The 25,367-nt window shown below is 67.4% G+C and carries 20 protein-coding genes; 14 read left to right on the top strand and 6 right to left on the bottom strand.

What is annotated here, in order from left to right:
* Positions 1-5 precede the first annotated feature (5 nt).
* Positions 6-1,835, bottom strand: a complete 1,830-nt coding sequence (locus NQV17_RS00235) for an ABC transporter ATP-binding protein (protein ID WP_257767739.1) — start codon at positions 1,833-1,835, stop codon at positions 6-8.
* 564 nt (positions 1,836-2,399) lie between these two features.
* Between NQV17_RS00235 and NQV17_RS00230 the strand changes: the two genes are divergently transcribed.
* From NQV17_RS00230 to NQV17_RS00220, 3 genes are all read left to right on the top strand, one after another.
* A complete protein-coding gene (locus tag NQV17_RS00230) occupies positions 2,400-3,464 on the top strand; it encodes a glycosyltransferase family 4 protein (protein WP_059599136.1) in 1,065 nt (354 codons plus the stop codon).
* A 238-nt stretch (positions 3,465-3,702) separates the two neighbouring features.
* The gene (locus tag NQV17_RS00225; protein ID WP_257767734.1) at positions 3,703-4,503 is read left to right on the top strand and encodes a hypothetical protein; all 801 of its coding nucleotides are present in this window, start codon (positions 3,703-3,705) and stop codon (positions 4,501-4,503) included.
* A gap of 37 nt (positions 4,504-4,540) precedes the next feature.
* Positions 4,541-5,005 carry a DUF2214 family protein gene (locus NQV17_RS00220; protein ID WP_257767732.1) on the top strand — a complete coding sequence of 155 codons (465 nt, stop codon included), beginning with the start codon at positions 4,541-4,543 and terminating at the stop codon, positions 5,003-5,005.
* 98 nt (positions 5,006-5,103) lie between these two features.
* Here NQV17_RS00220 and gudD read toward each other — a convergent pair whose 3' ends face one another.
* Positions 5,104-6,456, bottom strand: a complete 1,353-nt coding sequence (gene gudD, locus NQV17_RS00215) for a glucarate dehydratase (RefSeq protein WP_044844739.1) — start codon at positions 6,454-6,456, stop codon at positions 5,104-5,106.
* A 424-nt stretch (positions 6,457-6,880) separates the two neighbouring features.
* Here gudD and NQV17_RS00210 point away from each other — a divergent pair, with 424 nt between their 5' ends.
* Positions 6,881-7,642: a FadR/GntR family transcriptional regulator gene (locus tag NQV17_RS00210; protein WP_257767729.1), complete on the top strand. Its 762-nt coding sequence runs from the start codon at positions 6,881-6,883 to the stop codon at positions 7,640-7,642.
* Between the two features lie 218 nt (positions 7,643-7,860).
* Here the strand turns inward: NQV17_RS00210 and NQV17_RS00205 are convergent, their stop codons facing one another.
* The 3 genes from NQV17_RS00205 to pdxY all read right to left on the bottom strand — a co-directional run bounded on the left by NQV17_RS00205 (position 7,861) and on the right by pdxY (position 12,718).
* Positions 7,861-9,009 (bottom strand): branched-chain amino acid ABC transporter substrate-binding protein, encoded by a 1,149-nt coding sequence (locus tag NQV17_RS00205; RefSeq protein WP_044844737.1) that lies wholly within the window; start codon positions 9,007-9,009, stop codon positions 7,861-7,863.
* A gap of 357 nt (positions 9,010-9,366) precedes the next feature.
* On the bottom strand, positions 9,367-11,511 hold the full coding sequence (locus NQV17_RS00200) for a phosphocholine-specific phospholipase C (RefSeq protein WP_257767726.1): 2,145 nt from the start codon (positions 11,509-11,511) through the stop codon (positions 9,367-9,369).
* 346 nt (positions 11,512-11,857) lie between these two features.
* Positions 11,858-12,718, bottom strand: a complete 861-nt coding sequence (gene pdxY / locus NQV17_RS00195) for a pyridoxal kinase PdxY (protein WP_044849114.1) — start codon at positions 12,716-12,718, stop codon at positions 11,858-11,860.
* A 174-nt stretch (positions 12,719-12,892) separates the two neighbouring features.
* Between pdxY and NQV17_RS00190 the strand changes: the two genes are divergently transcribed.
* Complete coding sequence (locus NQV17_RS00190; protein ID WP_257767723.1) at positions 12,893-13,954, top strand: alpha/beta fold hydrolase; 1,062 nt, start codon at positions 12,893-12,895, stop codon at positions 13,952-13,954.
* A gap of 43 nt (positions 13,955-13,997) precedes the next feature.
* Here the strand turns inward: NQV17_RS00190 and NQV17_RS00185 are convergent, their stop codons facing one another.
* Positions 13,998-15,005: an LLM class flavin-dependent oxidoreductase gene (locus tag NQV17_RS00185; RefSeq protein WP_257767721.1), complete on the bottom strand. Its 1,008-nt coding sequence runs from the start codon at positions 15,003-15,005 to the stop codon at positions 13,998-14,000.
* 638 nt (positions 15,006-15,643) lie between these two features.
* Between NQV17_RS00185 and hpnI the strand changes: the two genes are divergently transcribed.
* The 9 genes from hpnI (at position 15,644) to NQV17_RS00140 (ending at position 24,551) form a co-directional block, all read left to right on the top strand.
* Positions 15,644-16,819, top strand: coding sequence for a bacteriohopanetetrol glucosamine biosynthesis glycosyltransferase HpnI (gene hpnI / locus NQV17_RS00180; RefSeq protein ID WP_257767719.1), 1,176 nt, complete (start codon positions 15,644-15,646; stop codon positions 16,817-16,819).
* A 167-nt stretch (positions 16,820-16,986) separates the two neighbouring features.
* Positions 16,987-18,429: a hopanoid biosynthesis associated radical SAM protein HpnJ gene (gene hpnJ, locus NQV17_RS00175; protein ID WP_308234889.1), complete on the top strand. Its 1,443-nt coding sequence runs from the start codon at positions 16,987-16,989 to the stop codon at positions 18,427-18,429.
* 3 nt (positions 18,430-18,432) lie between these two features.
* Positions 18,433-19,317 carry a hopanoid biosynthesis-associated protein HpnK gene (gene hpnK / locus NQV17_RS00170; RefSeq protein WP_257767716.1) on the top strand — a complete coding sequence of 295 codons (885 nt, stop codon included), beginning with the start codon at positions 18,433-18,435 and terminating at the stop codon, positions 19,315-19,317.
* Positions 19,314-20,354, top strand: coding sequence for a lysylphosphatidylglycerol synthase domain-containing protein (locus NQV17_RS00165; protein WP_257767714.1), 1,041 nt, complete (start codon positions 19,314-19,316; stop codon positions 20,352-20,354). The genes hpnK and NQV17_RS00165 overlap by 4 nt, the downstream gene beginning before the upstream one ends.
* A gap of 89 nt (positions 20,355-20,443) precedes the next feature.
* Positions 20,444-21,001, top strand: a complete 558-nt coding sequence (locus tag NQV17_RS00160) for a lipoprotein (protein ID WP_044849120.1) — start codon at positions 20,444-20,446, stop codon at positions 20,999-21,001.
* Between the two features lie 266 nt (positions 21,002-21,267).
* Complete coding sequence (locus tag NQV17_RS00155) at positions 21,268-21,957, top strand: ABC transporter permease (protein ID WP_044849121.1); 690 nt, start codon at positions 21,268-21,270, stop codon at positions 21,955-21,957.
* Positions 21,954-22,667: an ABC transporter permease gene (locus NQV17_RS00150; RefSeq protein WP_044849122.1), complete on the top strand. Its 714-nt coding sequence runs from the start codon at positions 21,954-21,956 to the stop codon at positions 22,665-22,667. Before NQV17_RS00155 ends, NQV17_RS00150 begins: the two co-directional genes overlap by 4 nt.
* A 20-nt stretch (positions 22,668-22,687) precedes the next feature.
* Positions 22,688-23,488, top strand: coding sequence for an ABC transporter ATP-binding protein (locus NQV17_RS00145; RefSeq protein ID WP_257767700.1), 801 nt, complete (start codon positions 22,688-22,690; stop codon positions 23,486-23,488).
* Between the two features lie 19 nt (positions 23,489-23,507).
* On the top strand, positions 23,508-24,551 hold the full coding sequence (locus NQV17_RS00140; RefSeq protein WP_044849124.1) for a GlxA family transcriptional regulator: 1,044 nt from the start codon (positions 23,508-23,510) through the stop codon (positions 24,549-24,551).
* Positions 24,552-25,367: the final 816 nt, after the last annotated feature.

Raw genomic sequence — 25,367 nt, 5'->3', positions numbered from 1 at the left:
CGGCGTCAGGCCACGCGTTCGCCGGTCGGCGCGGTGCCGTCGGGGGCGTGATGGCGGCCGTGCTGCTTCGCGAGCAGGTCGCGGTACAGGCCCGGACGATTGCGCAGCACGTCGGGGCTGCCGTCGTCGATCACCTTGCCGTTGCTCATCACGATGATCCGGTCGAAGTTGCGCAGCGTCGACAGCCGGTGCGCGATCGCGATCACCGTGCGGCCGACCATCAGGCGGTCGAGCGCGCTCTGGATCGCTTCCTCGGATGCGCTGTCGAGTGCGGAGGTCGCTTCGTCGAGCAGCAGGATCGGCGCGTCCTTCAGGATCGCGCGCGCGATCGCGATGCGCTGGCGCTGGCCGCCCGACAGTTTCACGCCGCGGTCGCCGACGATCGTGTCATAGCCTTCCGGCATCGCCTCGATGAACTCCGAGCAGCGGGCGTCGCGCGCGGCGGCGAGCACTTCCTCGCGGGTCGCGTCGGGGCGGCCGTACGCGATGTTGTCGTAGATGGTCCGGTGCAGCAGCGAGATGTCCTGCGGCACGAGCGCGATCGCATGGCGCAGGCTGTCCTGCGTGATCGCCTTCACGTCCTGGCCGTCGACCATCACGGCGCCGTCCTGCGTGTCGTAGAAGCGCTGCAGCAGCGCGAGCACGGTCGACTTGCCGGCGCCCGACTTGCCGATCAGGCCGACGCGCTGGCCCGGCTCGATATGGAGATCGAAGTGGTCGAGGATCGCGCGGCGGTGCGGATACGCGAACGTCACGCGTTCGAAATCGACGCGGCCGCCCGTGGCCGACAGCGGCTGCGCGTCGGAGCGGTCCGGCATCCCGTGCGGCTCGAGCAGCGTCTTCACGGCTTCGGACAGGCGTGCCACGTGCTGCGTGACGTCGACGAGCGCGACGGCGAGGTCGCGTGTGCCGTGCAGGATCGTGAAGCCGAGCGAGCTGACGAGCACGATGTCGCCGGAGGTCGCGCGGCCCTGGTCCCACAGCCACAGCGCCCAGCCGAGCAGGCCGGCGGACAGCATCGCGGTGATCACCGCGTGCAGCAGGCGCAGCTTCTCGAGGTAGAACAGGCTTTGCTGGCGCGCGTCCATCTCGGCCTTCACCGTCGCGCCGAAGCGCTTCTGTTCGCGCAGCGTCATCCCGAATGCGCGCACGAGGCCCATGTTGCCGATCACGTCGACGAGCTCGCCGTCGACCGCGGCGGCCTTCGACGCGAACGCGTGATGGCGCGCGGAGCCGCGCCCGGCGAGCTTGAACAGCACGACGGAGAGCACGGCCGAACAGCCGAGCAGGCCGGCGGCCATCAGCGGGTTCACGACGATGATCATCAGGATCGCGCCCATCACCGCGATGCACGGCGGCAGCACGTTCCACGCCATCGTGTTCTCCGACGTATAGACGGCGTTCGACGTGGCGGTGATGCGGCTCGCGAGCGTGCCCGGCTGCTTTTCCGAGTAGTAGGTCGGAGAATGGCCGATCAGGTACTGGAACAGGTCGCGCCGCAGGTCGCCGGTGACCGCGACGAACGTGTGCGCGGCGGCCCAGCCGCCGACGCGCCACAGCAGGTTGTCGGCCGCGATCAGGCCGACGAGCAGCGCGAACGCGCTCCACAGCGGGCCCGGATGATGGCGCCCGGTCGCGAGCACGTCGATCAGGTGCTTGATCGCGTATTGCGAGCCGAGCGCGCAGCCGACGGCGGCCAGCACGCTGCAGAGCACGACCAGGTGCGCGACCGGATGCAGGCGGATGTAGCGGAACAGGAACGCGATCGGCCGATGCGCGTAGCTCGACAGCTTCGCGTTGTGGGCGTTGCGCTGGGCAGGGGTGAGAGATTCCAAAATATGCGTGCGGTGATTCGGTGGTTGAGCGGATCGTCAGGATCGCAGCCCACGGCCGCCCGGACTGAATAATCCGGCATTGTAAACAAGGCCGTGCATTGCGCTGCGCGAATCTTGCCTTGGTCAGGGGCGCGCGATCAATTTTGAGATAAAATCCGGCATCCGTCCTGCCGCGTGCACCGGAATCACGATGCCGGCCGTGGCGGATGACTCGGAACGCCAAAAAGAGCCTTCCACTCTAGAACGGACACCCAAGTCCGCGGGTTGCAAAGTGTTGCGCCTTTGTAACAAAGCAAAGAGTTTGAAATGTTGTGCGCCGTATCGGGATTAACCCTAGATAATCGGCTCCGGGTTCGATTCCAGGTTTTTTACGAACCCCTGTCAACGGGTCTTCGTTTCAAACGTTCTATGCCTGTCGCGTCGCCGACGCTCCTTGAGCAGCGCGGGTTCGACGCCCCCGGCAGGCTGATTCGTCCGATTTTTCGGATGACATGCATCCAGCCCGGACCGCCGGCAGGTTGCCGACCCATACCTGGTTTTTAGCCGATTTTTTAGGAGTTACGCATGCGAATCGCCCAAATCGCTCCGTTGCACGAAGCGGTGCCCCCGAAACTGTACGGTGGGACCGAGCGAGTGGTGTCCTACCTGACCGAAGCACTCGTCGAGATGGGGCATGACGTCACGCTCTTCGCGAGCGGCGATTCGCAAACGTCGGCAAAGCTCGAAGCGTGCTGGCCGCAGGCACTGCGCCTCGACCCGACGATCCGCGACGTGATGGCTCCGCACATGCTGCTCCTCGAGCAGGTGCGCCGTCGCGCGGAAGAGTTCGACGTCCTGCACTGCCACATCGACTACTACCCGTTCTCGCTGTTCTCGCGCCAGCCGGTCCCGCATCTGACGACGATGCACGGCCGTCTCGACCTGCCGGAACTGCAGCCGATCTTCAATGCGTTCAGCGACGTGCCGGTCGTGTCGATCTCCGACAACCAGCGCATCCCGCTTCCGCAGGCGAACTGGCTGTCGACCGTGTACCACGGCCTGCCGGAAAACCTGCTGACGCCGATCCCGAACGTGAAGCCGAGCTACCTCGCGTTCCTCGGCCGCATCTCGCCGGAAAAGCGCGTCGACACCGCGATCCGCATCGCCGAGCAGGCCGGCCTGCCGATCAAGATCGCCGCGAAGCTCGACAAGGCTGACCGCGCGTACTACGAAGAGAAGATCAAGCCGCTGTTCGCGCTGCCGCACGTCGAGTACATCGGCGAAATCAGCGAGTCGGAAAAGACCGAATTCCTGGGCAACGCGCACGCGCTGCTGTTCCCGATCGACTGGCCGGAGCCGTTCGGCCTGGTGATGATCGAGGCGATGGCGTGCGGCACGCCGGTGATCGCGTTCAAGCGCGGCTCGGTGCCGGAAGTGATCGAGAACGGCGTGTCGGGCTTCGTCGTCGAAGACGAACTGTCGGCCGTCGCGGCGCTCAAGCGCCTCGATACGCTGCCGCGCGAGAAGGTGCGCGCCGCGTTCGAAGCACGCTTCTCGTCGAAGGTGATGGCGCAGAACTACGTGAAGGGCTACGAGGAACTGCTGCGCCAGAAGCACCGCACGGTGCTGCGCGAAGTCAACGCAGGCTGATGCCGGGCCGGCGGCCGCACCGCGGCTGAGGCCCCGTCATCGACGCCCCGTCCGGGTTTCCGGCGGGGCGTTGTCACATCTGCGGCGCGGATCTGTTGTATTCTCGCCGCGCCCGGCGCCACGAACGGCCCCGGAAGCGGTCCGGCACGCCATCCGGCCGTCTGTCCAGACGGTAATGTCCCTATAATGGCCGTGCCGTGAAATCCGGCCCCGCACGAACATCGAGAGGAGAGCAGTCTTGGCGAGAACGAAAACCACGCGCGCAGCGCCGGCCCCCGGCGCCGGCGTGATCTTCGCGTTGCGCGCGATCGGTCTCGTGCTGCTCGCGCGCTGGCTGTTCTCGATGTCCCAGATGGGCTATCGCGCGTCGCTGTCGGCGATGGTGTCGTCGCCCTGGGCGTTCGTCTATCTCGTCCTGATCTTCCTGCTGCTCGCGCTGCCGGGCGCCGTCGCGCGCGCCGAGCGGCCGTTCCATCCGCTGCCGCAGTGGCTGCGCCAGGCGCTGCGCGTGTTCGCGCTGATCGGTTTCCTGTTCGCCGTGTGGTCGATCGGCGCGTTCGCGTGGGCGGCCGGCTGGCGCCGCGCGCTGCACGCGGTGACGGCGACCAACGGCTGGCTCGTCGCCGCGCCGGCGCTGTATGCGGCGATCGTCTGGATGTGCCGCCCGCGGCCGCTGTGGCGCACCAACGTGGCCGCGCGCCGCTTCGCGGTCGGCCGCTACGCGATCTCGCTCGATACGCTCACGCGTACCGCGATCGTCTGGATGGAGAGCCGCAAGGTCGGTCAGTACGACGCGCGCGAACTGTCGGTGCGCTGGCCCGGCCGGGTCGCGCCCGCCGCGGGCGAGCAGGGTGCGCAGCCGGCCGTCATGCCGCCGCGTCGCGGCAGCCTGTTCCGGCGGCCGAAGGTGGAACTGCTGTGGGATTCGCCGGCGGCCGTCGGCCATAACCGGCAGATCGTGATGCGCGCGCCGCTCGCGACCGAGGGCGACCGCGTCGCGGTGCTCGCGCTCGACGCGGCGCTCAAACAGATCGTCTGACAAGGCCTGCGCGGCGCGCGGGCGACAAGGAGGCGCAATGATCGTCCGCTGGTTGCTGGCAGCCGTTCACCTGATGGCATTCGGCGTCGCGTTCGCCGCGATCGCGGGACGCAACCGTGCGCTGCGCCGGGTCATCGCGTCGGCGCAGGCCGCTGACCTGCCCGGCGTGTTCAAGGCCGACGCGGCCTGGGGATTGTCCGCGCTGGTCCTGATCGCGACCGGGCTCACGCGCGCATTCGGCGGCTTCGAGAAGGGCTCGGCGTACTACCTTCATGAGCCGCTCTTTCACCTCAAGATGACCGCGCTCGTGCTGATCCTGCTGCTCGAGATCGTGCCGATGCTCGGGCTGATCCGCTGGCGCATCGCCGCGCGGCAGCAGCAGATGCCGGATCTGGGCCGCGCACGGAGCTATGTGCGGATCGGCCACTGGCAGGCCGTGCTCGTGATGGTGATCGTGCTCGCCGCGTCGGGGATGGCGCGGGGGATTGGGGCGGCCGGCTAGGTCTGGCCGGGTAGGTGCGGCCGGCTAGGTCTGGCCGGCTAGGCCCGGCCGGCTACGCATGTCGACCGGGCGGACCCGCCGCCCGTTTCGTCCCGCGCTCAGCGCACGAGGCAGGGGCGCTTGTTGTTGAACGTCCACCCCGGAATCAGATACTGCATCGCGGCCGCGTCGTCGCGCGCGCCGAGCCCGTGCTGCTTGTACAGTTCGTGCGCGACCGCGACCGCCTCCATGTCGATGTCGATGCCGAGGCCCGGACGCTTCGGCACTTCCACGAGCCCGTTCTCGATCTTCAGCGGCTCGCGCGTCAGCCGTTCGCCGTCCTGCCAGATCCAGTGCGTGTCGATCGCGGTGACCTGGCCGGGCGCGGCGGCCGCGACGTGCGTGAACATCGCGAGCGATACGTCGAAGTGGTTGTTCGAATGCGAGCCCCACGTGAGGCCCCAGTCGCGGCACATCTGCGCGACGCGCACCGAGCCCTGCATCGTCCAGAAGTGCGGATCGGCGAGCGGGATGTCGACCGCCTGCAACTGCACCGCGTGGCCCATCTGGCGCCAGTCGGTCGCGATCATGTTGGTGGCCGTCGGCAGCCCGGTCGAGCGGCGGAATTCGGCCATCACCTCGCGGCCCGAATAACCGTTCTCCGCGCCGCACGGATCTTCCGCATACGCGAGCACGTGATGCAGGTCGCGGCACAGCCGCACGGCCTCGTCGAGCGACCACGCGCCGTTCGGATCGAGCGTCACGCGCGCTTCGGGGAAGCGCTCGGCAAGCGCCGTCACGGCGTCGACCTCGCGCGCGCCTTCGAACACGCCGCCCTTCAGCTTGAAGTCGTTGAACCCATAGCGCGCATGCGCGGCTTCGGCGAGGCGCACGACCGCCTCGGGCGTCAGCGCGGCTTCGTCGCGCACGCGGGTCCAGTCGTCGGTCGCGCCGCGGCCGTCGCGATAGGGCAGCGCAGTTTGCGTGCGATCGCCGATGTAGAACAGATAGCCGAGCATCTCGACGCGCTCGCGCTGCTGCCCTTCGCCGAGGAGGGCAGCCACGGGCACACCGAGATGCTGGCCGAGCAGGTCGAGCAGCGCGGCTTCGAGCGCGGTGACCGCGTGGATCGTGGTGCGCAGGTCGAAGGTCTGCAGGCCGCGGCCGCTCGCGTCACGGTCGGCGAAGGTGCGCCGCACGTCGTTGAGCACCGCATGGTAGTTGCCGACCGGCTGACCGACGACGAGCGCGCGCGCGTCCTCCAGCGTGCGGCGGATGCTTTCGCCGCCCGGCACCTCGCCGACGCCGGTCCGGCCCGCGCTGTCCTTCAGGATCACGAGGTTGCGGGTGAAGAACGGGCCGTGCGCGCCGCTCAGGTTGAGCAGCATGCTGTCGTGGCCCGCGACCGGAATGGCTTGCAGGTCGACGATGCGCGGCGTGTCGTGGGAAGGCGAGGCAGTGACGGCGTTCATGGCGGCGATGGCAAAAGAGTGGGCGATGCCGTGCGGCAAAATCTTTGCTGCGCGCGGCGGGAGGTGCGATCATTCGACAACCGACGTGCGCGGTGCGCAAGCCCCGCATGTCGACGGCAACCCGAAAGGATGGGGGCGACCCGCTCGATGCCGGTGTCGCGACAGGCCGGAGCACGCGCGCAAGCGCGCTTCGATCGGTCGCGAAACCGGGCGCCGGCAGCCGCGCAGAAGCGCGAATGCCGGCCGATCGCGAGCCACGGGACCGGGCAGGCGCTGGAGCGCAGCCTCGGTCGACAGGAGATCCGTGTCGCGATCATCAGTCGTCGGATGACTTGTGACGCAGTATAATGAATCATCGGCGTTCGCTCAAACCCCGCGTAAACCCTCGGCTCACATTACGATCATTCAAAAAGGAACCGGCCTCATGTCCGTGCCCACGCTTCCCGCAGCGCCGCGCCGTCGCGCACGCAGCCTCGCACAAGATGTCGTCGACGCGCTGACCGCGCAGATCGAAAACGGCACGCTGCGTCCCGGCGACAAGCTGCCGACCGAAACCGAAGTCATGGCGGCGCAGGGTGTCAGCCGCACGGTCGTGCGCGAAGCGATCTCGCGGATGCAGGCGAGCGGCCTCGTCGAGACGCGCCACGGCATCGGCAGCTTCGTGCTCGAGCCGGCGCGCCGGCAGACGTTCGGTATCGATCCCGCGACCATCACGACGCTGCGCGACGTGCTCGCGGTGCTCGAGCTGCGCATCAGTCTCGAAAGCGAATGCGCGAGCCTCGCCGCGCAGCGCGCGAACGATACCGACCTCGCCGCGTTGCGGCGTGCGCTCGACGCGATTGCGTCGGGGGCGGGCGGCGACCGCGACACGGCACCACTCGATTTCCAGTTCCACCTGCAGATCGCGCAGTCCACCGGCAACCGCTATTTCGTCGACATCATGACGCAGCTCGGCGCGTCGATCATTCCGCGCACGCGCGTGAATTCGGCGCGCTTCGCCGGCGACGACCTCGAGCGCTATGTCGCCCGGCTCAATCACGAGCACGAAGACATTTACGAGGCGATCGCGCGTCACGACCCGGAAGCCGCGCGCGCCGCGATGCGCACGCACCTGACCAACAGCCGCGAGCGGCTGCGCCGTGCGCACGAGGCGGCCGAGGCGGAACGCGACACGCAGGCCAGCTGACCCGTGGCCGCCGACACGGCCTGCGCAGTGGCGCAGGTCATGACGAATATCGCCATAACATCAGTCATCGTATGAGATCGGTGCGATTGCGCCGATTGTTTTAGCGCCGGCGGCAGATCGTCCGGTCACCTGCATCGTGCGAGGGGCGGCGGGGCGGCGTTCCGCCGCCGCCCGCGCCCCGGGGCGGCCCGGCTACCCGGACCGCCGAAACTACCCGATCAGCCCCCCTTCGTCACGATGGTCTTCCACGCGCCGCTCTTCACCTGGTACAGCGTCGACATCCCGCTCTTCAGCGAGCCGTCGTTCGCGAACGAGATGCGGCCGGTGACGCCTTCGAAGTCGACCTTCTTCAGCGCCGGGCGATAGACCTTCGGATCGGTCGAGTTCGCCGCCTGCATCGCCTTGATCGCCGCCCATGCCGCGTCGTAGCCGAACTGCGCGTACGACAGCACGTCGACGCCGAAGCGCTTCTTGAAGCGCTGCTCGAAATCCTTGCCCTGCGGCAGCTCGTCGAGCGGCCGCCCGTATTCCCACGCCATCGCGCCTTCCGCGGCCGGGCCGGCGATCTTGATGAACTCGTTGTCCTTCACACCGCCGCCGCCGACGAACTGCGCGTTCAGCCCGAGCTGGCGCATCTGCTTGATGAAGTTCGCGGCGAGCGAATCGAGACCGCCGAAGAAGATCAGGTCGGGGTTCTTGCCCTTCAGGCTCGTGATCTGCGCGCGGAAGTCGACCGCCTGGTTGCTGGTGAACTCGCGGCCGATGATGTTGCCGCCGGCCGCCTTCACGGCCTTCTCGAACTCGTCCGCCTCACCCTGGCCGAACGCGGTGCGGTCGTCGATGATCGCGATGCGCTTCGCCTTGGTCACGTCGACCGCGTACTTGCCCGCGTTGCCGGCGTTCTGGCCGTCGGTCGCGATCACCATGAACATGTTCGCGAGCCCGCGCGACGTGAGCGTCGGGTTGGTCGCGGCCGGGTCGATCACCGGAATGCCGGCCTTGTCGTAGACCACCGACGCCGGAATCGTCGTGCCCGAGTTGAAGTGGCCGACCACCACCGACACGTTCTGGTCGACGAGCGCCTGCGCGGCCTGCACGCCGATGCGCGGGTCGGCCTGGTCGTCCTGCACGACCAGGTCGAAATGCACGGGCTTGCCGGCGATCTGCACCTTCTGCGCGGCGGCGTCGTCGAGCGCGAGCTGCACGCCGTTCTGGAGATCCTTGCCGTAGCCGGCGTTCACGCCGGTGAGCGGCGCGGCAAAGCCGACCTTCACGTCGGACGCGTCGGCGGCCTGGGCGGCGTGTTGCGAGAGAAGGGCTACCGCGGATACGACCGATACCGACAACAGGGAATGACGGAATGTCATGTTCGTTCCTCTTGTTCTAACACCAGCGGGTGGGTACCGCACGCAGCCGGCGGGCCGGGCGCGTGCGACGGGCGGGCGGTTCGACCGCTTCTCGGAATCGGGCGGGGAGGTCGGCTTGCTGATGCTTCCCGGAAAGGATCTCCCGTCAGGCTCTGCGAGGAGCCCCGATCGTCTCGATATATAGGTCGCCGATATGCGCGGGTCTTGGCAATTTGCCGCGCATTCGATGCGGATTTGCGCACAGCTTCCGCGCGAGCGCGGGCGGCCGGTATCGGGAGTTTCCCGTCACGAACGGACGGGAGGCGGGTGCGGGCGGGCGGCGCAGCCCCCGGCGGGGCCGCGCCGCGTTCGCCGTCGTCAGTCGGACAGGGCGTCCGACGCGGCTTCGGCGTCGTCATGCGACGCGTTCGTGCGGATCGCCGGGTCGCTCGTGCTCGGGCGGCCGGTCTCCACGTGGCCCGCGAAACGGCGCAGGAAGCCGAGCGGGCGGCCGTCGCTGACGGTCAGGTCGTACCAGCCGTGGCTGCCGCGCAGATCCCAGTAGTCGTCGACGTGCGTACCCGGCTTGAGGTCGAACTCGCGCGGATGGTCGTGGCCATATGCGCTCGTCACCTTGAGCCGCACGGCCTTGTGGCCGCGGTTCATCAGGCGCAGCGTGATGTTGCCGTTCGCGACGTCGTAGCCGTAGACCACCTCGGGGTTGACGCTCGCGGGGCCGACCGCCGCTGCCGCGGGGCTGCGGAAGTGGCAGTAGAAGCCGTTCGGGCCGTACACGTCGAGGTCGTACAGGCCGAGCGACGGCGCCGGGCTCCACAGGTCGGAAACCCGCTTGCCGGCGTCGACCGTGTAGGTCCACGGGCCGTCGACACGATTGCGCGCCTGGACCTGGAACGCCGCGCCTGCAGTGCCGGTGTTCGCGAAGGTCAGCCGGAACTGGCCGCTCGCATTGTCGATCCGGCCGTGCACGAACAGTTCGTACGGCAGCGCGCGCGCCGGACGCAGGCCGGCCTCCTGCTTCGGCAGATGCTGGACGACCGGCGGCACCGGGATGTAGTCGGGGTGACGGTTGCGGTCGGGCGGCGCATAGCCGCTCGTGTCCGGGAGCTGCGGCCAGCTTGCGTCGGGCGTCGCGAAGTCGAACGCGGACGTCAGGTTGCCGCACACCGTGCGGCGCCACGGCGACACGTTCGCCGCGGTGACCGCGTACTGCGCGCCGAAGCGTGCTTCGATGAATTGCAGCAGCGACGTGTGATCGAAGGTCTGCGAGCAGACCCAGCCGCCCTTGGTCCACGGCGACACCACCAGCATCGGCACGCGCGGCCCGAGCCCGTACGGGCCGGCCATGTGCGACGCGTCGCCGGCGAATGCCTCGTTGGTCGTCGCGACCGTCGACAGCCCGTTGTCGCGCGACTGCGGTGCGAACGGCGGCGGCACGTGGTCGAAGAAGCCGTCGTTCTCGTCGTAGGTGATGAAGAGCGCGGTCTTGCTCCACACGTCCGGATTCGACACGAGCGCCTTCAGCACCTGCTCGATGTACCACGCGCCGTAGTTCGCCGGCCAGTTCGGGTGCTCCGAGTACGCTTCCGGCGCGCAGATCCACGACACCTGCGGCAGCGTGCCGTTCTTCACGTCCTGCTGCAGCACGTCGAACAGCGTGCCGCCGGCGCTGATGTTGGTGCCGGTGCGCGCCTTGTCGTACAGCGGCGTGCCGGGCAGCGCGCTGCGGTACTGGTTGAAGTAGAGCAGCGCGTTGTCGCCGTAGTTGCCGATGTACGGGTTCTGCGTCCAGCCCCACGAGCCGTTCGCGTCGAGCCCCGTGCCGACGTCCTGGTAGATCTTCCACGACACGCCGGCCTGCTCGAGCACTTCCGGATAGGTCGTCCAGCCGTAGCCCTTTTCCTCGTTGCCGAGCACCGGGCCGCCGCCCGTGCCGTCATTGCCGACATAGCCGGTCCACATGTAGTAGCGGTTCGGGTCGGTCGAGCTCGGGATCGCGCAGTGGTACGCGTCGCAGATCGTGAACGCGTCGGCGAGCTGGTAGTGGAACGGGATGTCGTCGCGCTTCAGGTACGCCATCGTCGTGGTGCCCTTGTTCGGCACCCACTGGTCGTAGCGGCCCTTGTTCCAGGCGGCGTGCATGTCCTGCCAGCCGTGCGGCAGGTCCTGCAGGAACTGCAGGCCGAGCTTGTCGGCGCCCGGGTGGAACGGCAGCAGCTCGGCGGGGCCGACCGGCTGGTGAAACACCGACTTGCCGTTCGCGAGGCGCAGCGGGCGCGGGTCGCCGAATCCGCGGACACCACGCATCGTGCCGAAGTAATGGTCGAACGAACGGTTCTCCTGCATCAGGATCACGATGTGTTCGATATCGCGGATCGTGCCGGTACGGCGGTTCGCGGGGATGGCGAGCGCATCGCGGATCACGGGCGGGAACAGGTTCAGCGCGGCTGCGCCGGCGGTGCCGGCGGCGACGCGCAGGAAGTCACGACGGTTCGATCGGGTCATGGTCGTTATCGTGCGTTAAAGGGGGGAGCCGGTTGGCGGGACATGCGGAAAATGGACGCGCCCCGCGGCGCAGGATGCGGCTGCGCCGGGTCGTGCCGCCGCGAGCATAGCGAGAAATCGGTGTCATTCATGTGAAGTCCGGAAACGTTTGCAGGTGCGGCGTTGAACGGACAACGGCCGACGGTCGCGGTGCAACGGGCAGCGGGGACGCGGACAGCGGACAGCGGACAGCGGGAAAGCGGGAAAGCGGGAAAGCGGGAAAGCGGGAAAGCGGGAAAGCAGGACAGCAGGACAGCAGGACAGCAGATGGCGCTTGACGCGCGCCCGCGATGCGGATGCAGCGGCGTCAGGCGTCCGTCACCCACGCGCCGAACCATTCGCTCGGGCGCGCGATTTCGTCCTGCGCGGCGACGAGTTCGAGCTCGTAGCGGCGTGCGTCGTAGGTTGCCTTCACGACCGCGTGCACGGCCGCGAGCGTGTGCTCGAACGCGGCGCGCACCGAGTCGCCGCGCAACCGGCGCGCGACGAAAATGGCGCTGGTGAGGTCGCCGACGCCGACCGGATGGCGCGGAAACGCATACAGCGGGCGCTGGCCGATCCACGCTTCGGTCTCGGTGACGGCGAGCATGTTGAAGCGGTCGGCCGGACTGCTGCGGTCGTGCAGGTGCTTGACGAGGATGATCTTCGGGCCGCGGCGGATCAGCGCGCGGCACGCGTCGACGGCTTCGGCGACGGTCTCGATGCGCCGCCCGGCGAGCTTCTGCAGCTCGGTGTGGTTCGGCGACATGCCGTCCGCGAGCGCCGGCATCTCCGCGACGATGAATTCCTCGACGCCGGGTTCGGGGCGGATGCCGCCCGTCTGGCCCATCGCCGGATCGCAGAAGTACCACGCGTTCGGGTTCATCGCCTTCACCGAGCGCACGATCTCGACCGTCGCGCGCGCCTGCGCCGGCGAGCCGACGAAGCCGGACAGTACCGCGTCGCAGCGCTTGAGCGCGCCGATCGCGGCGACGCCGTCGACCAGCTGCTCCATCTTCGCGGCGTCGATCGCGCTGCCGGCCCAGTGGCCGTACTGCATGTGATTCGACAGCTGGACGGTGTTGAGCGGCCAGACGTTGACGCCGAGGCGCTGCATCGGGAACACGGCCGCGCTGTTGCCGGCGTGTCCGTAGATGACGTGCGACTGAATGCTGAGGACGTTTTTCATGAGCGTTCGCCTGCAGGCGTTTCAGGGTCTCGTCACACGATACCCGAGTTCGTCGCGTGCGCGGAAGTCGCTCGGCCGACGAGTGTTGCGCGCCGTCGTCAGCCCGACCGCGTAGAATCGCGGGGCGTGAAGCCGCCCGGCTGACCGCGTGCATTTCCCATTACCGTGAGCGCCATGCCTTCGAATTGCAAGATGTTCTCCCTCGCGCGCGCGGCCGTGCTCGGCGCGAGCGTCGCCGCCGCATGCGCGACGTCGGCAGCGGCCGACGTTCCGGCACCGGCCGGCAACGACGGGCCCGCGTACGGCCCTCGCCTGGAAGGCTTCGTCTATCCGGAGCCGGTGCACCGCTACGCGTTCGTTTCGCAGCGCGACACCCTCGAGATGATGTACATGGACGTGCAGCCGGCGCACCCGAACGGCCGCACCGTCGTGCTGCTGCACGGGAAGAACTTCTGCGCGGCGACCTGGGAGGACACGATCGGCGTGCTGAGCCGCGCCGGCTATCGCGTGATCGCGCCGGACCAGATCGGCTTCTGCAAGTCGTCGAAGCCCGAGCGCTACCAGTACAGCTTCCAGCAGCTCGCACGCAACACGCATGCGCTGCTCGAGTCGGTCGGCGTGAAATCGGCGACGATCGTCGGCCATTCGACGGGCGGGATGCTCGCGATGCGTTACGCGCTGATGTACCCGAAGGCGACCGAGCAGCTCGTGCTGGTGAACCCGATCGGCCTCGAGGACTGGAAAGCGCTCGGCGTGCCGCCGCTGTCGGTCGACTACTGGTACGCACGCGAGCAGAAGACGACGGCGGACGGCATCCGCCGCTACGAGCAGGCGACCTACTACGCGGGCAAGTGGGCGCCGTCCTACGAGCGCTGGGTGCAGATGCTCGCCGGCATGTATCGCGGCCCGGGCCGCGACGCGGTCGCGTGGAACTCGGCGCTGATCTACGACATGATCCTCACGCAGCCGGTGGTCTACGAACTCGGCGCGATTCGCGTGCCGACGCTGCTGCTGATCGGCGACAAGGACACGACCGCGATCGGCAAGGACGTGGCGCCGCCGGACGTGCATGCGAAGCTCGGCCGTTACCCGGAACTCGCGAAACGCACGCAGGCGGCGATTCCCGGCGCGCAGCTCGTCGAATTCCCGGCGCTCGGGCACGCGCCGCAGATCCAGGATCCGGACGCGTTCCACAAGGCGCTGCTCGACGGGATGGGGGCGGTGCACCCGCAGTGACGCGCAGGCGGGCGCACCCGCCCGGGCGGGCACGGGCGCCAGGTCAGCGGGTTTCGTTCGCGAGTTCGTCGCGGATCTGCGCGGCCAGCTCGAACGAGCGCACGCGCGCGGCGTGATCGTAGATCTGCGCGGTGATGATCACCTCGTTCGCGCCGGTTTGTGCGATCCGGTCGCGCAGCTTGTCGCGTACCGTGTCGCGCGAGCCGACCGCCGCGAACGACAGTGCATGCGCGACGTTCGCGAGTTCGAATTCGCTCGCCTCGAGCGCCTCGAGCGCGTCGACGGGCGGCGGCAGCTTGCCGGGCGTGCCGCGGCGCAGGTTGATGAACTGCTGCTGCAGCGACGTGAAGAGGTGCCGCGCCTCGTCGTCGGTATCGGCCGCGAACACGTTGACGCCGACCATCGCATGCGGCTTCGGCCACGCGGCCGACGGCCGGTACTGCGCGCGATAGAGCTCGAGCGCGCGCATCAGGTAGTCGGGCGCGAAGTGCGACGCGAACGCGAACGGCAGCCCGAGCATCGCGGCGAGCTGCGCGCTGAAGAGGCTCGAACCGAGCAGCCACACGGGCACGTCCAGCCCCGCGCCGGGCACCGCGCGCACGCGCTGGCCGGGCACCGGTTCCGCGAAGTAGCGCTGCAGCTCGGCGACGTCGTCCGGAAACGAGTCGGCGCTGCCGATCAGGTCGCGGCGCAGCGCGCGCGACGTGGTCTGGTCGGTGCCGGGCGCGCGGCCGAGCCCGAGATCGATGCGCCCCGGATACAGCGACGCGAGCGTGCCGAACTGCTCGGCGATCACGAGCGGCGCATGGTTCGGTAGCATGATCCCGCCCGAGCCGACGCGGATCGTCTTCGTCGCACCCGCCACGTGGCCGATCACGACGGCGGTCGCCGCGCTCGCGATGCCGGGCATGTTGTGATGTTCGGCGAGCCAGTAGCGTCGGTAGCCGAGGCGCTCCGCGTGCCGTGCGAGATCGACGGTGTTGCGGAACGCCTGCGCGGCGTCGGCGCCGACGGGAATGGGGGCGAGATCGAGTACGGAAAACGGAATCATCGGGTGGCCTTCGGAAGGGGGGCGCGGTGATGCGCATGCGCAACAGATGGCGACGATTTTGCCAAAGGGTTCCGGAACGCGCTGGCGACGCGCGGATACCCATGCGCCTTTCAGGGGCGCAAGGCGGGGCTGGCAATTGTTGCAAAAATCAATCTAATCGCCGAATAATTACCAATCTTTACTGCGATTGGTCATGTCTTCGCATCGACGTACAAATTTCCACGAAACGTTTGATTTTCAAGACTGCAATCCGCCTGCAAAGTGCTTACGCTAACGTGAACGAGATGGCACCAGAATGGTTCCCCGGCCGCACAGCTTTGCCGAAATCGCAGTAGTCCGTTCCGCGTGGTGCCAAGCGCGGGGAGGCGCGGGCTGCTAAAATCCGGCGCCTGTCCATGTTGTGCCGATGGCAGCCATTAGCATCTTCCCGCATCCCGTCCGGGCATCGCGGGAGGATGTGCCACGCGATGCCGGGCATGGCCGCTTTCGGGGAAATGGGCCGTGCCTCCCCATTACACAGACGCTGCTGGAACAAGGAGTCGGGTCGTGCCCGCGTTCGTTGCTGTCGGAATACCCAATCACGTTCAACCCGGTTCGATCGGTCGGCAGGGCGCCCGCGTCGCCGGAGGGCGTCGCGCATGACGCCGACCGTCACGCTGCTCGACTGGCTCCTGACCGTGTTCACGCTGGCTGCGGCCGGCTATGCGTTCGTCGCGGCGTTCGCGCCGCGCCCGCGCACGCCGCGCACCGCCGCGCGCGACGGCTTCGAGCCCGTCAGCGTGCTCAAGCCGCTGTGCGGCGCCGAGCCGCACCTGTACGAGAACCTCGCGACGTTCTGCGAACAGCGCCACCCGCGCCATGAAGTGCTGTTCGGCGTCGCGTCGGCATCCGATCCGGCTGTCGCCGTGGTCGAGCGGCTGCGCGCCGACTATCCGGAATGCGACATCACGCTCGTGATCGACGCGCGCGTGCACGGCAAGAACCTGAAGGTCAGCAACCTGATCAATCTCGCCGAACGCGCGAAGTACGGCCGCATCGTGATCGCGGACAGCGACATCGCGGTGCAGCCGGACTATCTGGAGCGCGTGACGGCGCCGCTCGCCGATGCGTCGGTCGGGGTCGTCACGTGCCTGTATCATGCGCGCAGCGTCGGCGGGTTCTGGACGCGGATCGGCGCGCAGTTCGTCGATGCCTGGTTCGCGCCGTCGGTACGGATCACGCACCTCGGCCGCTCGAGCCGCTTCGGCTTCGGCGCGACGCTCGCGCTCACGCGCGACACGCTCGAGCGGATCGGCGGTTTTCTCGCGTTGAAGGACGAGCTGGCCGACGACTTCTGGCTGGCCGAGCTGCCGCGCCGCCTCGGGCGGCGCACCGTGCTGTCCGAGGTCGAGGTCGCGACCGACGTGATCGAGCCGTCGTTCGGGCCGCTCTGGCACCGCGAGACGCGCTGGCTGCGCACGATCCGCTCGCTGAACCCGGCCGGCTTCGCGTTCCTGTTCATCACGTTTACCGCGCCGTGGCTCGCGATCGGCGCGGCGCTCGCGCTGCGTCTCGACGGCACCGTCGCCGGCACGCTGGCGGGTGGCGCGGCCGTGGTGGGCGCGTTCGGGCGGCTCGTGCTGCACGCGCGCGGCGAGGATGGCTGGCGCGCGTTCTGGCGCGACCTGCCGCTCGTCGCGGTGCGCGACACGCTGCTCGCGCTCGAATGGCTCGCGGCCGTGTTCGGCACGCACGTCGTGTGGCGCGGCGCGCGGATGACGGTCGTCGGCGGCGAACGCGCGACGGTGATCGCGGAGGGCGGGGACGGCCGCTGACGTACGTTCCCCGAAGGGAACCGGCGATGCGCCCGGTCCCGATCGAATCCGGCCCGAGGGCCGAGACGCGCCGCGCGGCCACGCCGCGCGACGCGACATGACAGAGAGGCGGGCGCCGGCAGGGCGGCCCGCGGTTGATTGACTGAATCGTTGAAACGAATCGAACTATGCAGGCTACCGGAGCATTCATGAAAACGCTGTTCTTGCAGGCCCCTTCGTATGACGGCTTCGACGGCGGAGCCGGCTCGCGCTATCAGGCGAAGCGCGAAATCCGTTCCTTCTGGTACCCGACGTGGCTCGCGCAGCCGGCCGCGCTCGTGCCGGGCAGCCGCGTCGTCGACGCGCCGGCCGACGGCCTGTCGGTCGAGGAAACGCTGAAGATCGCCAACGACTACGATCTCGTGATCATCCACACGAGCACGCCGTCGTTCCCGACCGACGCGATGTTCGCGCAGGATCTGAAGAAGATGAAGCCGTCGATGCTGGTCGGCATGGTGGGCGCGAAGGTGATGGTCGATCCGCACAACTCGCTCACGGCGAGCGACGCGATCGACTTCGTGTGTCGCGAGGAATTCGACTACACCTGCAAGGAAATCGCCGAAGGCAAGCCGTTCCCCGAGATCAAGGGCTTGAGCTGGCGCGCGAAGGACGGCTCGATCGAGCACAACGAAGCGCGTCCGATCCTCGAGAACATGGACGAACTGCCGTTCGTCGCGCCCGTCTACAAGCGCGACCTGAAGATCGACAACTACTTCATCGGCTACCTGAACTACCCGTACGTGTCGATCTACACGGGCCGCGGCTGCAAGTCGCGCTGCACGTTCTGCCTGTGGCCGCAGACGGTCAGCGGCCATCGCTACCGCACGCGCTCGGTCGAGAACGTGCTCGCGGAAGCGAAGTGGATCCGCGACAACATGCCGGAAGTGAAGGAGCTGATGTTCGACGACGACACCTTCACCGACGACCTGCCGCGCGCCGAAGCGATCGCCATCGGCCTGGGCAAGCTCGGCATGACGTGGTCGTGCAACGCGAAGGCGAACGTGCCGTACAAGTCGCTGAAGATCATGAAGGAAAACGGCCTGCGCCTGCTGCTGGTCGGCTTCGAATCCGGCGACGACCAGATCCTCGTGAACATCAAGAAGGGCGTGCGCACCGATTTCGCGCGCCGCTTCAGCGCGGACTGCAAGAAGCTCGGCATCAAGATCCACGGCACCTTCATCCTCGGCCTGCCGGGCGAGACGCAGGACACCATCAAGAAGACGATCGAGTACGCGAAGGAAATCAATCCGCACACGATCCAGGTGTCGCTCGCCGCGCCGTATCCGGGTACGACGCTCTACAAGCAGGCCGTCGAGAACGGCTGGATGGAAGAGAACAAGACCATCAACCTGGTCAGCAAGGAAGGCGTGCAGCTCGCGGCGATCGGCTATCCGCACCTGTCGCGCGACGAGATCTATCACCATCTCGAGCAGTTCTATCGCCAGTTCTACTTCCGTCCGTCGAAGATCTGGGAGATCGTCCGCGAGATGCTGACGAGCTGGGACATGATGAAGCGCCGCCTGCGCGAAGGCGTCGAGTTCTTCCGCTTCCTGCGCGCGCACGAGGCCTGATTCGTGGCGACGCAGCGGGCGGCGCGGGCGCTGATCTTCACCGCGGACGACTTCGGGCTGCATCCGCGCGTCAACGCGGCGGTCGAGCGCGCGCATCGCGACGGCGTGCTGAACGCCGCGAGCCTGATGGTCGGTGCGCCCGCGGCGCAGGATGCGATCGAACGCGCGCGGCGCCTGCCGTCGCTCGCGGTCGGCCTGCATCTCGTCCTCGCGGACGGGCCGGCCACGCTGCCCGCGCATGACATACCCGCGCTGGTCGGCCGCGACGGGCGCTTCGGCGATGCGATGGCGAAGGATGGCTGCCGCTTCTTCTTCCTGCCGCACGTGCGTGCGCAGCTGCGCCGCGAGATCCGCGCGCAGTTCGACGCGTTCGCGGCGAGCGGCCTGCCGCTCGACCACGTGAACGCGCACAAGCATTTCCACCTGCATCCGACCGTGCTGTCGATGATCATCGAGATCGGTCGCGACTACGGGCTGCGTGCGGTGCGGCTGCCGTACGAAACGCGTGCGCCCGAGCTGCTCAAGCCGTGGATCGCGCTGGTGCGCGCCCGGCTCGACCGTGCGGGGCTCGCGCACAACGACTACGTGGTCGGGATCGAGCATACGGGCGCGATGGACGAGGCCGTGCTGCTCGACGCGCTCGCGGCGCTGCCGCCCGGGGTCGGCGAGATCTACTGTCATCCGGCGGAAGCCGGCGACGGGCCGATCACGCCGACGATGGCCGCTTACCGGCCGGTCGACGAACTCGACGCGCTGCTGTCGCCGCGCGTCGCGGCCGCGCTGAAGGCCGCGGGCGTCGCGACCGGCGGTTTTGCCGACGTGTTCGGCCAGCCCGCGGCGCGGCGCGGCACGCGCGCATCGCGCGAAGCGGGGGCGCAGCCGTCATGACCAAGTGGATCAAATGGCTCGGCTGGCCGATCGGCATCGGGATCCTGCTCGCGCTCGGGCTGCACGAAGGCATTGGCGACGTGACGCGGATGCTCGAGCGCGCCGGCTTCGCGCTGCTGTGGCTCGTGCCGTTCCATGCGCTGCCGCTGCTGCTCGACGCGTACGCGTGGCACCAGCTGCTCGACCGGCGCGCGTCGCTGTCGTTCCTGTGGTGGGTCGCGACCGTACGCGAGGCGGTGAACCGGCTGCTGCCGGTCGTCGGGATCGGCGGCGAGCTGGTCGGGATCCGGATGGCGCGCTGGCAGGTGCCCGACGCGAGCCGCGTGACCGCGTCGGTGATCGTCGAGGTGCTGGTGACGATCGTCGTCCAGTATGCGTTCGCCGCGCTCGGCCTCGTGCTGCTGCTCGCGACGACGCACGACATGGGCGGCGGCACGATCGGCCTCGCGCTGCTGCTGACCCTGCCGCTGCCGGTGCTCGGCGTCGTGCTGATGCGGCGCGGCGGGATCTTCCACGCGATCGAGCGGTTCGCGGGGCGTCTGCTCGGCGATTCGCACCGGTTGCTGCAGGGCGTCGACGGCCGCCGCCTCGACGGCGACATCGACGCGCTGATGTCGCGCACGCCGCTGCTGTTCAGTGCGTTCTTCTGGCAGCTGTCCGGCTACGTGCTCGGCGCGCTCGAAATCTACTGGGCGCTCGCGCTGCTCGGTCATCCGGTCTCGATCGGCGGCGCGATCGCGATCGAGGCGATGACGCAGGCCGTGCGGCATGCGGCGTTCATGGTGCCGGGCGGTCTCGGCGTGCAGGAGGCGACCGTCGTGCTGCTCGCGCAGATGTTCGGCGTCGATCGCGAGACGGCGCTGTCGCTCGCGCTGGTCAAGCGCGGCCGCGAGGTGCTGTTCGGCTGTCTCGCGCTCGGGTCGTGGCAACTGGCCGAGCTGGTGCGCACGCGCCGCCGGATCAAGGCGGTGCCGGCCGGGCCGCGCGCCCCGCAGGCGGGCCGCGAGGCCGAGGTGCAAACCGAAACGACGCATTGATCACGAGACGGGCCGCGCGGTCCGTCTCGCGCTTTTGGCGTTGCGCAGGTATCCTTGCCGCGTGTTTTTCTCCACGCGCATTTCCTCCGATGATTTTCCGTTTCCGGCTGCTTCCCGTCACGATGCTGGCCGCCGCGCTGGCGCTGACCGGCTGCGACGACAAGCAAGGCAATCTCGACGTGCAACGTATCAGGGACTTCTTCAACGCGATCAAGCCGGCGCCGCTGCTGCTCAAGGGGCTGAAGGCCGGCGTCTCGACCGAAGCCGACGTGCGCGCCACGATGGGCAAGCCCGAGACCGAGCGCGCGTTCACCGACGGCTCGAAGCGCCTCGAATACCCGCGCGGCCCGATGGGCAACCAGACCTGGTTCGTCGACCTCGACCCGGGCGGGTACTACACGGGCGCGACGCAGGTGCTGACCGCCGAGAACTTCGCGAAGGTGCGCCCGGGGATGACCGAGGACGAGGTGCGGCGCCTGCTCGGCAAGCCCGGCGACGTCGCGCAGTACCCGCTGAAGCCCGAGACCGTATGGAGCTGGCGCTGGCTCGAGGACGGCGTCAACACCGACGCGTTCTTCAACGTCCATTTCGGCCCGGACGGGCTTGTCTATACGACTTCGCGCTCCGACATCCTGAAAGGGCGGTGAGACCGCCTGCGGCGCTATATCGAAAAAGCGACCGGAAAATTGCAAAAAGTCCGCTTCCCTGCGTGTCATCCGACTGTCAGGAAGCGGCTTTTTTCCTTTTGAAACAGCGCGGTAGGCCGTGCCTGCAAATGGTGGGGCGAATTGCTGCGACGCAGCAATCACACGCACGGTGATTTGAGGCAAACAATTTCGCTTGCGACTATCCGCGTCAGCCCGGCGCCGGACAGTGATGCGCGCCGGTGTTCACATCAACACTGGAGACGCGCGTGTTCCTTTACGGCTTTGGTCCTGTCCTCTGGGCCGGCACCGTGCAGACCATCGAGCTGTCGGTGCTGTCGCTCGCCGCTGCGGTGGCGCTGGGGCTGATCGGCGCGGTGGCGAAGCTGTCGCACAACCGGGTGCTGCGAGCGGTCGCGACCGGTTATACGACGCTGATCCGCTCGGTGCCCGATCTCGTCCTGATGCTGCTGTTGTTCTACAGCATCCAGATCTGGCTGAACCAGTTCACCGACCTCGTCGGCTGGGACCAGATCGACATCGACCCGTTCGTCGCCGGCGTGCTGACGCTCGGCTTCATCTACGGCGCGTACTTCACCGAGACGTTCCGCGGTGCGTTCCTGTCGGTGCCGCGCGGCCAGCTCGAGGCCGGCTCGGCGTACGGGATGAGCGGGCTGCGCGTGTTCGTGCGGATCATGTTTCCGCAGATGATGCGCTTCGCGCTGCCGGGCATCGGCAACAACTGGCAGGTGCTTGTGAAGGCGACCGCGCTGGTGTCGATCATCGGCCTCGCCGACGTCGTGAAGGCGGCGCAGGACGCCGGCAAGAGCACGTTCAACATGTTCTTCTTCATCCTCGTTGCGGCGCTGATCTACCTCGCGATCACGACCGTTTCCAACCTCGTGCTGATCCAGCTCGAGAAACGTTATTCCACGGGCGTGCGCCACGCAGAACTATGATCGAGATCCTCCAGGAATTCGGCCAGGCGTTCCTTTACTGGGACGGCCAGCGCCTCTCCGGCCTTGCGGTGACGCTGTGGCTGCTCGTCGCGTCGATTTCGCTCGGCTTCGTGTGCGCGGTGCCGCTCGCGGTTGCACGCGTGTCGAAGAAGAAGTGGCTGTCGATGCCGGTGCGGTTCTACACGTACGTGTTCCGCGGCACGCCGCTCTACGTGCAGCTGCTGTTGCTGTACACGGGCATGTACAGCCTCGAGTTCGTGCGCTCGCACTCGCTGCTCGACGCGTTCTTCCGCAGCGGCTTCAACTGCGCGATCCTCGCGTTCGCGCTGAACACCTGCGCGTACACGACCGAGATCTTCGCGGGTGCGATTCGTGCGATTCCGCACGGCGAGGTCGAGGCGGCGCGTGCCTACGGGATGTCGCCGTTCACGATGTACCGCCGGGTGATCCTGCCGTCGGCGCTGCGCCGTGCGTTGCCGCTGTACAGCAACGAGGTGATCCTGATGCTGCACGCGACCACCGTTGCGTTCACGGCGACCGTGCCCGACATCCTGAAGGTCGCGCGTGACGCCAATTCGGCGACCTACATGGCGTTCCAGTCGTTCGGGATCGCCGCACTGATCTATCTTGCGGTATCGTTCGCACTCGTCGCGGCATTTCGCCGGGCGGAGCGCCACTGGCTCGCGTATCTCGCGGCCGGCCGTCATTGATTTCATTCGAGGAGAGCCAGATGGCCGAGATCACTCAAACGAGCGCGTCCGCTTCCACCAAGCTTGCCGCGGTCGACATTCACAAGCGCTATGGCGACAACGAGGTGCTCAAGGGCGTGTCGCTGAACGCGAAGGCCGGCGACGTCATCAGCATCATCGGCGCCAGCGGTTCGGGCAAGAGCACGTTCCTGCGCTGCATCAATTTTCTCGAGCGGCCGAATGCGGGGCAGATCGTCGTCGACGGCGAGGCCGTGCGCACCAGGACCGACCGCGCCGGTGCACTCGAGGTGGCCGATCACAAGCAGTTGCAGCGCATCCGCACCAAGCTCGCGATGGTGTTCCAGCACTTCAACCTCTGGGCGCACATGAACGTGCTCGAGAACGTGATGGAAGCGCCGGTGCACGTGCTCGGCATTTCGAAGAAGGAAGCCGAGGAGCGTGCGCGCGAGTACCTGGAGAAGGTCGGTTTGCCGCCGCGCGTCGAGAAGCAGTATCCGTCGCATCTGTCGGGTGGCCAGCAGCAGCGTGTCGCGATCGCGCGGGCGCTGGCGATGCATCCGGACGTGATGCTGTTCGACGAGCCGACGTCGGCGCTCGACCCGGAGCTCGTCGGTGAGGTGCTGAAGGTGATGCAGAAGCTGGCCGAGGAGGGCCGCACGATGATCGTCGTCACGCACGAGATGGGTTTCGCGCGCAACGTGTCGAATCATGTGATGTTCCTGCATCAGGGGCGGACCGAGGAAGAGGGTGATCCGAAGGAGGTGCTGGTGCGTCCGCAGAGCGAGCGTCTGAAGCAGTTCCTGTCGGGCAGTCTCAAGTAACGCGCAGGGCGTTTCATACGTGGTACCGGTGTCTCGTCCCGCAGGCGCCACCCGCACGACGCAGGTGGCGATCGTTGCATTGCCGCCCGTGTCGATGTCGGGTGTGGGTCCGATCGTCGATGCGTTGCATCTCGCGAACGAGATCGACGGGCGCTTGCTGTATCGCTGGCAGGTGTGTTCGTGGGACGGGCGGCCGGTGCCGCTCGCCGGCGGCGCGCAGTGGCATGCCGATGCGGCGTTCAACGATGCGATCGCGTGCGACTGGCTGATCGTCGTGTCGGAGCGGTTTCAGCAGTTTGCCGACTATCGGTTGTTTCTCGCGAGTCTCGCGCGGGTGGGGCAGCGCACGCCGGTCGTCACGGGGATTCACCACGGCGTGTGGTGGCTCGCGATGGCCGGGCAGCTTTCCGGATATCGCGTGAGCGTGAACTGGGAGACGTATCAGCAGTTCGCCGAACAGTTCGAGCGGTCGATCGTCACGCAGCAGATCTTCGAGATCGATCGCGATCGGGCGACCTGTGCGGGCGGGCAGGCGACCGTCGATTTCATGCTGGCCATGATCGGCCGGGAACACGGGGCGGATTTGGGTGAGCGCATTGCCGATGCGCTCGGGGCCGGCACGCTGCGCAGCGGCGAGGAGCGGCAGCGGATTCCTTTTGTGACCGCGCCCGGTGAGCGGCATCCTCGGCTGAACGATGCGTTGCTTTTGATGGAAGCCAATGTCGAGGATCCTTTGACGACCGATGAGATCGCCGGGCTCGTCGGCGTGTCGCGGCGGCAGCTGGAGCGGCTCTTTCGGCAGTATCTCGGGGCGATGCCCTCCAAGTATTACCTCAATCTCCGGTTGCTCAAGGCTCGCACGCAGTTGCAGCGGACCAGCAAGTCGGTCGTTCAGGTGAGCCTCGCCTGTGGGTTTTCTTCTGCTGCGCACTTTTCCAATGCGTACCGCGAAAGGTTCGGGGTCACGCCTCGGGAGGATCGGAGAGCCTGGCTCGAGAAGCAGACCGGCGGTGGGGGGGAGCCTCGCGGGGGCGCGCTTGTTGAGCGGGGTGGCAAGGATTGATTCTGTTTTTTGTGGTGCGCTTGCATTTGTCGTGAAGCACCTGTGATCGTGTCGGTCTATTAGCGTCGCCCCTGCGCGGGGCGGCGGTTACTTTTCTTTGTCTTGCCAAAGAAAAGTAACCAAAAGAAAGGCGCCCGGATAACGCATGACTTCCCCGTGCCATGGCCACCGGAGTGGCCCCCGCCTAAGTGTCCGCGCCAGTCGGGAACCCGGAGTGGTTCGAGCAATGGTTCTGACATCACTCCCTACGCAACAGAGCGGTATACCGCCCGCTAGCTCCATCCTCGCTATGCTCGGCTGCAAGGTTCTTCGGCCGCATTCATGCGCCCGCGCCACACATGGACACCCACTGATCAGTTCCCCAAATCAGTGAGGGGCCGCTGTAACACAACGACGATTTCAATTTATTGAATTCATGCGCCACCCGCCGCAATTGTGGAAGCCAATCAACCGACAGCTTTCAAAACGGGGCGTGTGGACCTGTCGACCGAGCGAAGCGAGGGCGGAGCTAGCGCGCGGTATACCACTCCGCGGGGTGGTGAGTGGTGTCAGAGCCATTGCTCGAACCACTCCGGGTTCCCGGCTGGCGCGGACACTTAGGCGAGGGCCACTTGGTGGACTACGGCACCGGGAAGTCATGCGTTATCCGGGCGCCTTTCTTTTGGTTACTTTTCTTTGGCAAGACAAAGAAAAGTAACCGCCGCCCCGCGCAGGGGCGACGCTAATAGACCGACACGATCACAGGTGCTTCACGATAACAGCGAGCGAACCGCAAAAAAACCGCAAAACACCAACCGAGCACAAAACGCCACCACC

It is taken from the genome of Burkholderia sp. SCN-KJ (assembly GCF_024656005.1).
GTDB lineage: Bacteria > Pseudomonadota > Gammaproteobacteria > Burkholderiales > Burkholderiaceae > Burkholderia.
Note: the sequence above shows the minus strand (reverse complement) of the source record. Positions and strands in the feature narration are given on the sequence as shown.

What these genes read in the sequence shown, in the direction of transcription:
- hpnJ (WP_308234889.1), top strand. Translation starts at nt 16,987, where the DNA reads ATGCAGGCTACCGGAGCATTCATGAAAACGCTGTTCTTGCAGGCCCCT.
- gudD (WP_044844739.1), bottom strand. Translation starts at nt 6,456, where the DNA reads ATGAACGCCGTCACTGCCTCGCCTTCCCACGACACGCCGCGCATCGTC.
- NQV17_RS00230 (WP_059599136.1), top strand. Translation starts at nt 2,400, where the DNA reads ATGCGAATCGCCCAAATCGCTCCGTTGCACGAAGCGGTGCCCCCGAAA.
- pdxY (WP_044849114.1), bottom strand. Translation starts at nt 12,718, where the DNA reads ATGAAAAACGTCCTCAGCATTCAGTCGCACGTCATCTACGGACACGCC.
- NQV17_RS00150 (WP_044849122.1), top strand. Translation starts at nt 21,954, where the DNA reads ATGATCGAGATCCTCCAGGAATTCGGCCAGGCGTTCCTTTACTGGGAC.
- NQV17_RS00185 (WP_257767721.1), bottom strand. Translation starts at nt 15,005, where the DNA reads ATGATTCCGTTTTCCGTACTCGATCTCGCCCCCATTCCCGTCGGCGCC.
- NQV17_RS00190 (WP_257767723.1), top strand. Translation starts at nt 12,893, where the DNA reads ATGCCTTCGAATTGCAAGATGTTCTCCCTCGCGCGCGCGGCCGTGCTC.
- NQV17_RS00210 (WP_257767729.1), top strand. Translation starts at nt 6,881, where the DNA reads ATGTCCGTGCCCACGCTTCCCGCAGCGCCGCGCCGTCGCGCACGCAGC.
- NQV17_RS00160 (WP_044849120.1), top strand. Translation starts at nt 20,444, where the DNA reads ATGATTTTCCGTTTCCGGCTGCTTCCCGTCACGATGCTGGCCGCCGCG.
- NQV17_RS00205 (WP_044844737.1), bottom strand. Translation starts at nt 9,009, where the DNA reads ATGACATTCCGTCATTCCCTGTTGTCGGTATCGGTCGTATCCGCGGTA.
- NQV17_RS00220 (WP_257767732.1), top strand. Translation starts at nt 4,541, where the DNA reads ATGATCGTCCGCTGGTTGCTGGCAGCCGTTCACCTGATGGCATTCGGC.
- NQV17_RS00200 (WP_257767726.1), bottom strand. Translation starts at nt 11,511, where the DNA reads ATGACCCGATCGAACCGTCGTGACTTCCTGCGCGTCGCCGCCGGCACC.
- hpnI (WP_257767719.1), top strand. Translation starts at nt 15,644, where the DNA reads ATGACGCCGACCGTCACGCTGCTCGACTGGCTCCTGACCGTGTTCACG.
- NQV17_RS00145 (WP_257767700.1), top strand. Translation starts at nt 22,688, where the DNA reads ATGGCCGAGATCACTCAAACGAGCGCGTCCGCTTCCACCAAGCTTGCC.
- NQV17_RS00165 (WP_257767714.1), top strand. Translation starts at nt 19,314, where the DNA reads ATGACCAAGTGGATCAAATGGCTCGGCTGGCCGATCGGCATCGGGATC.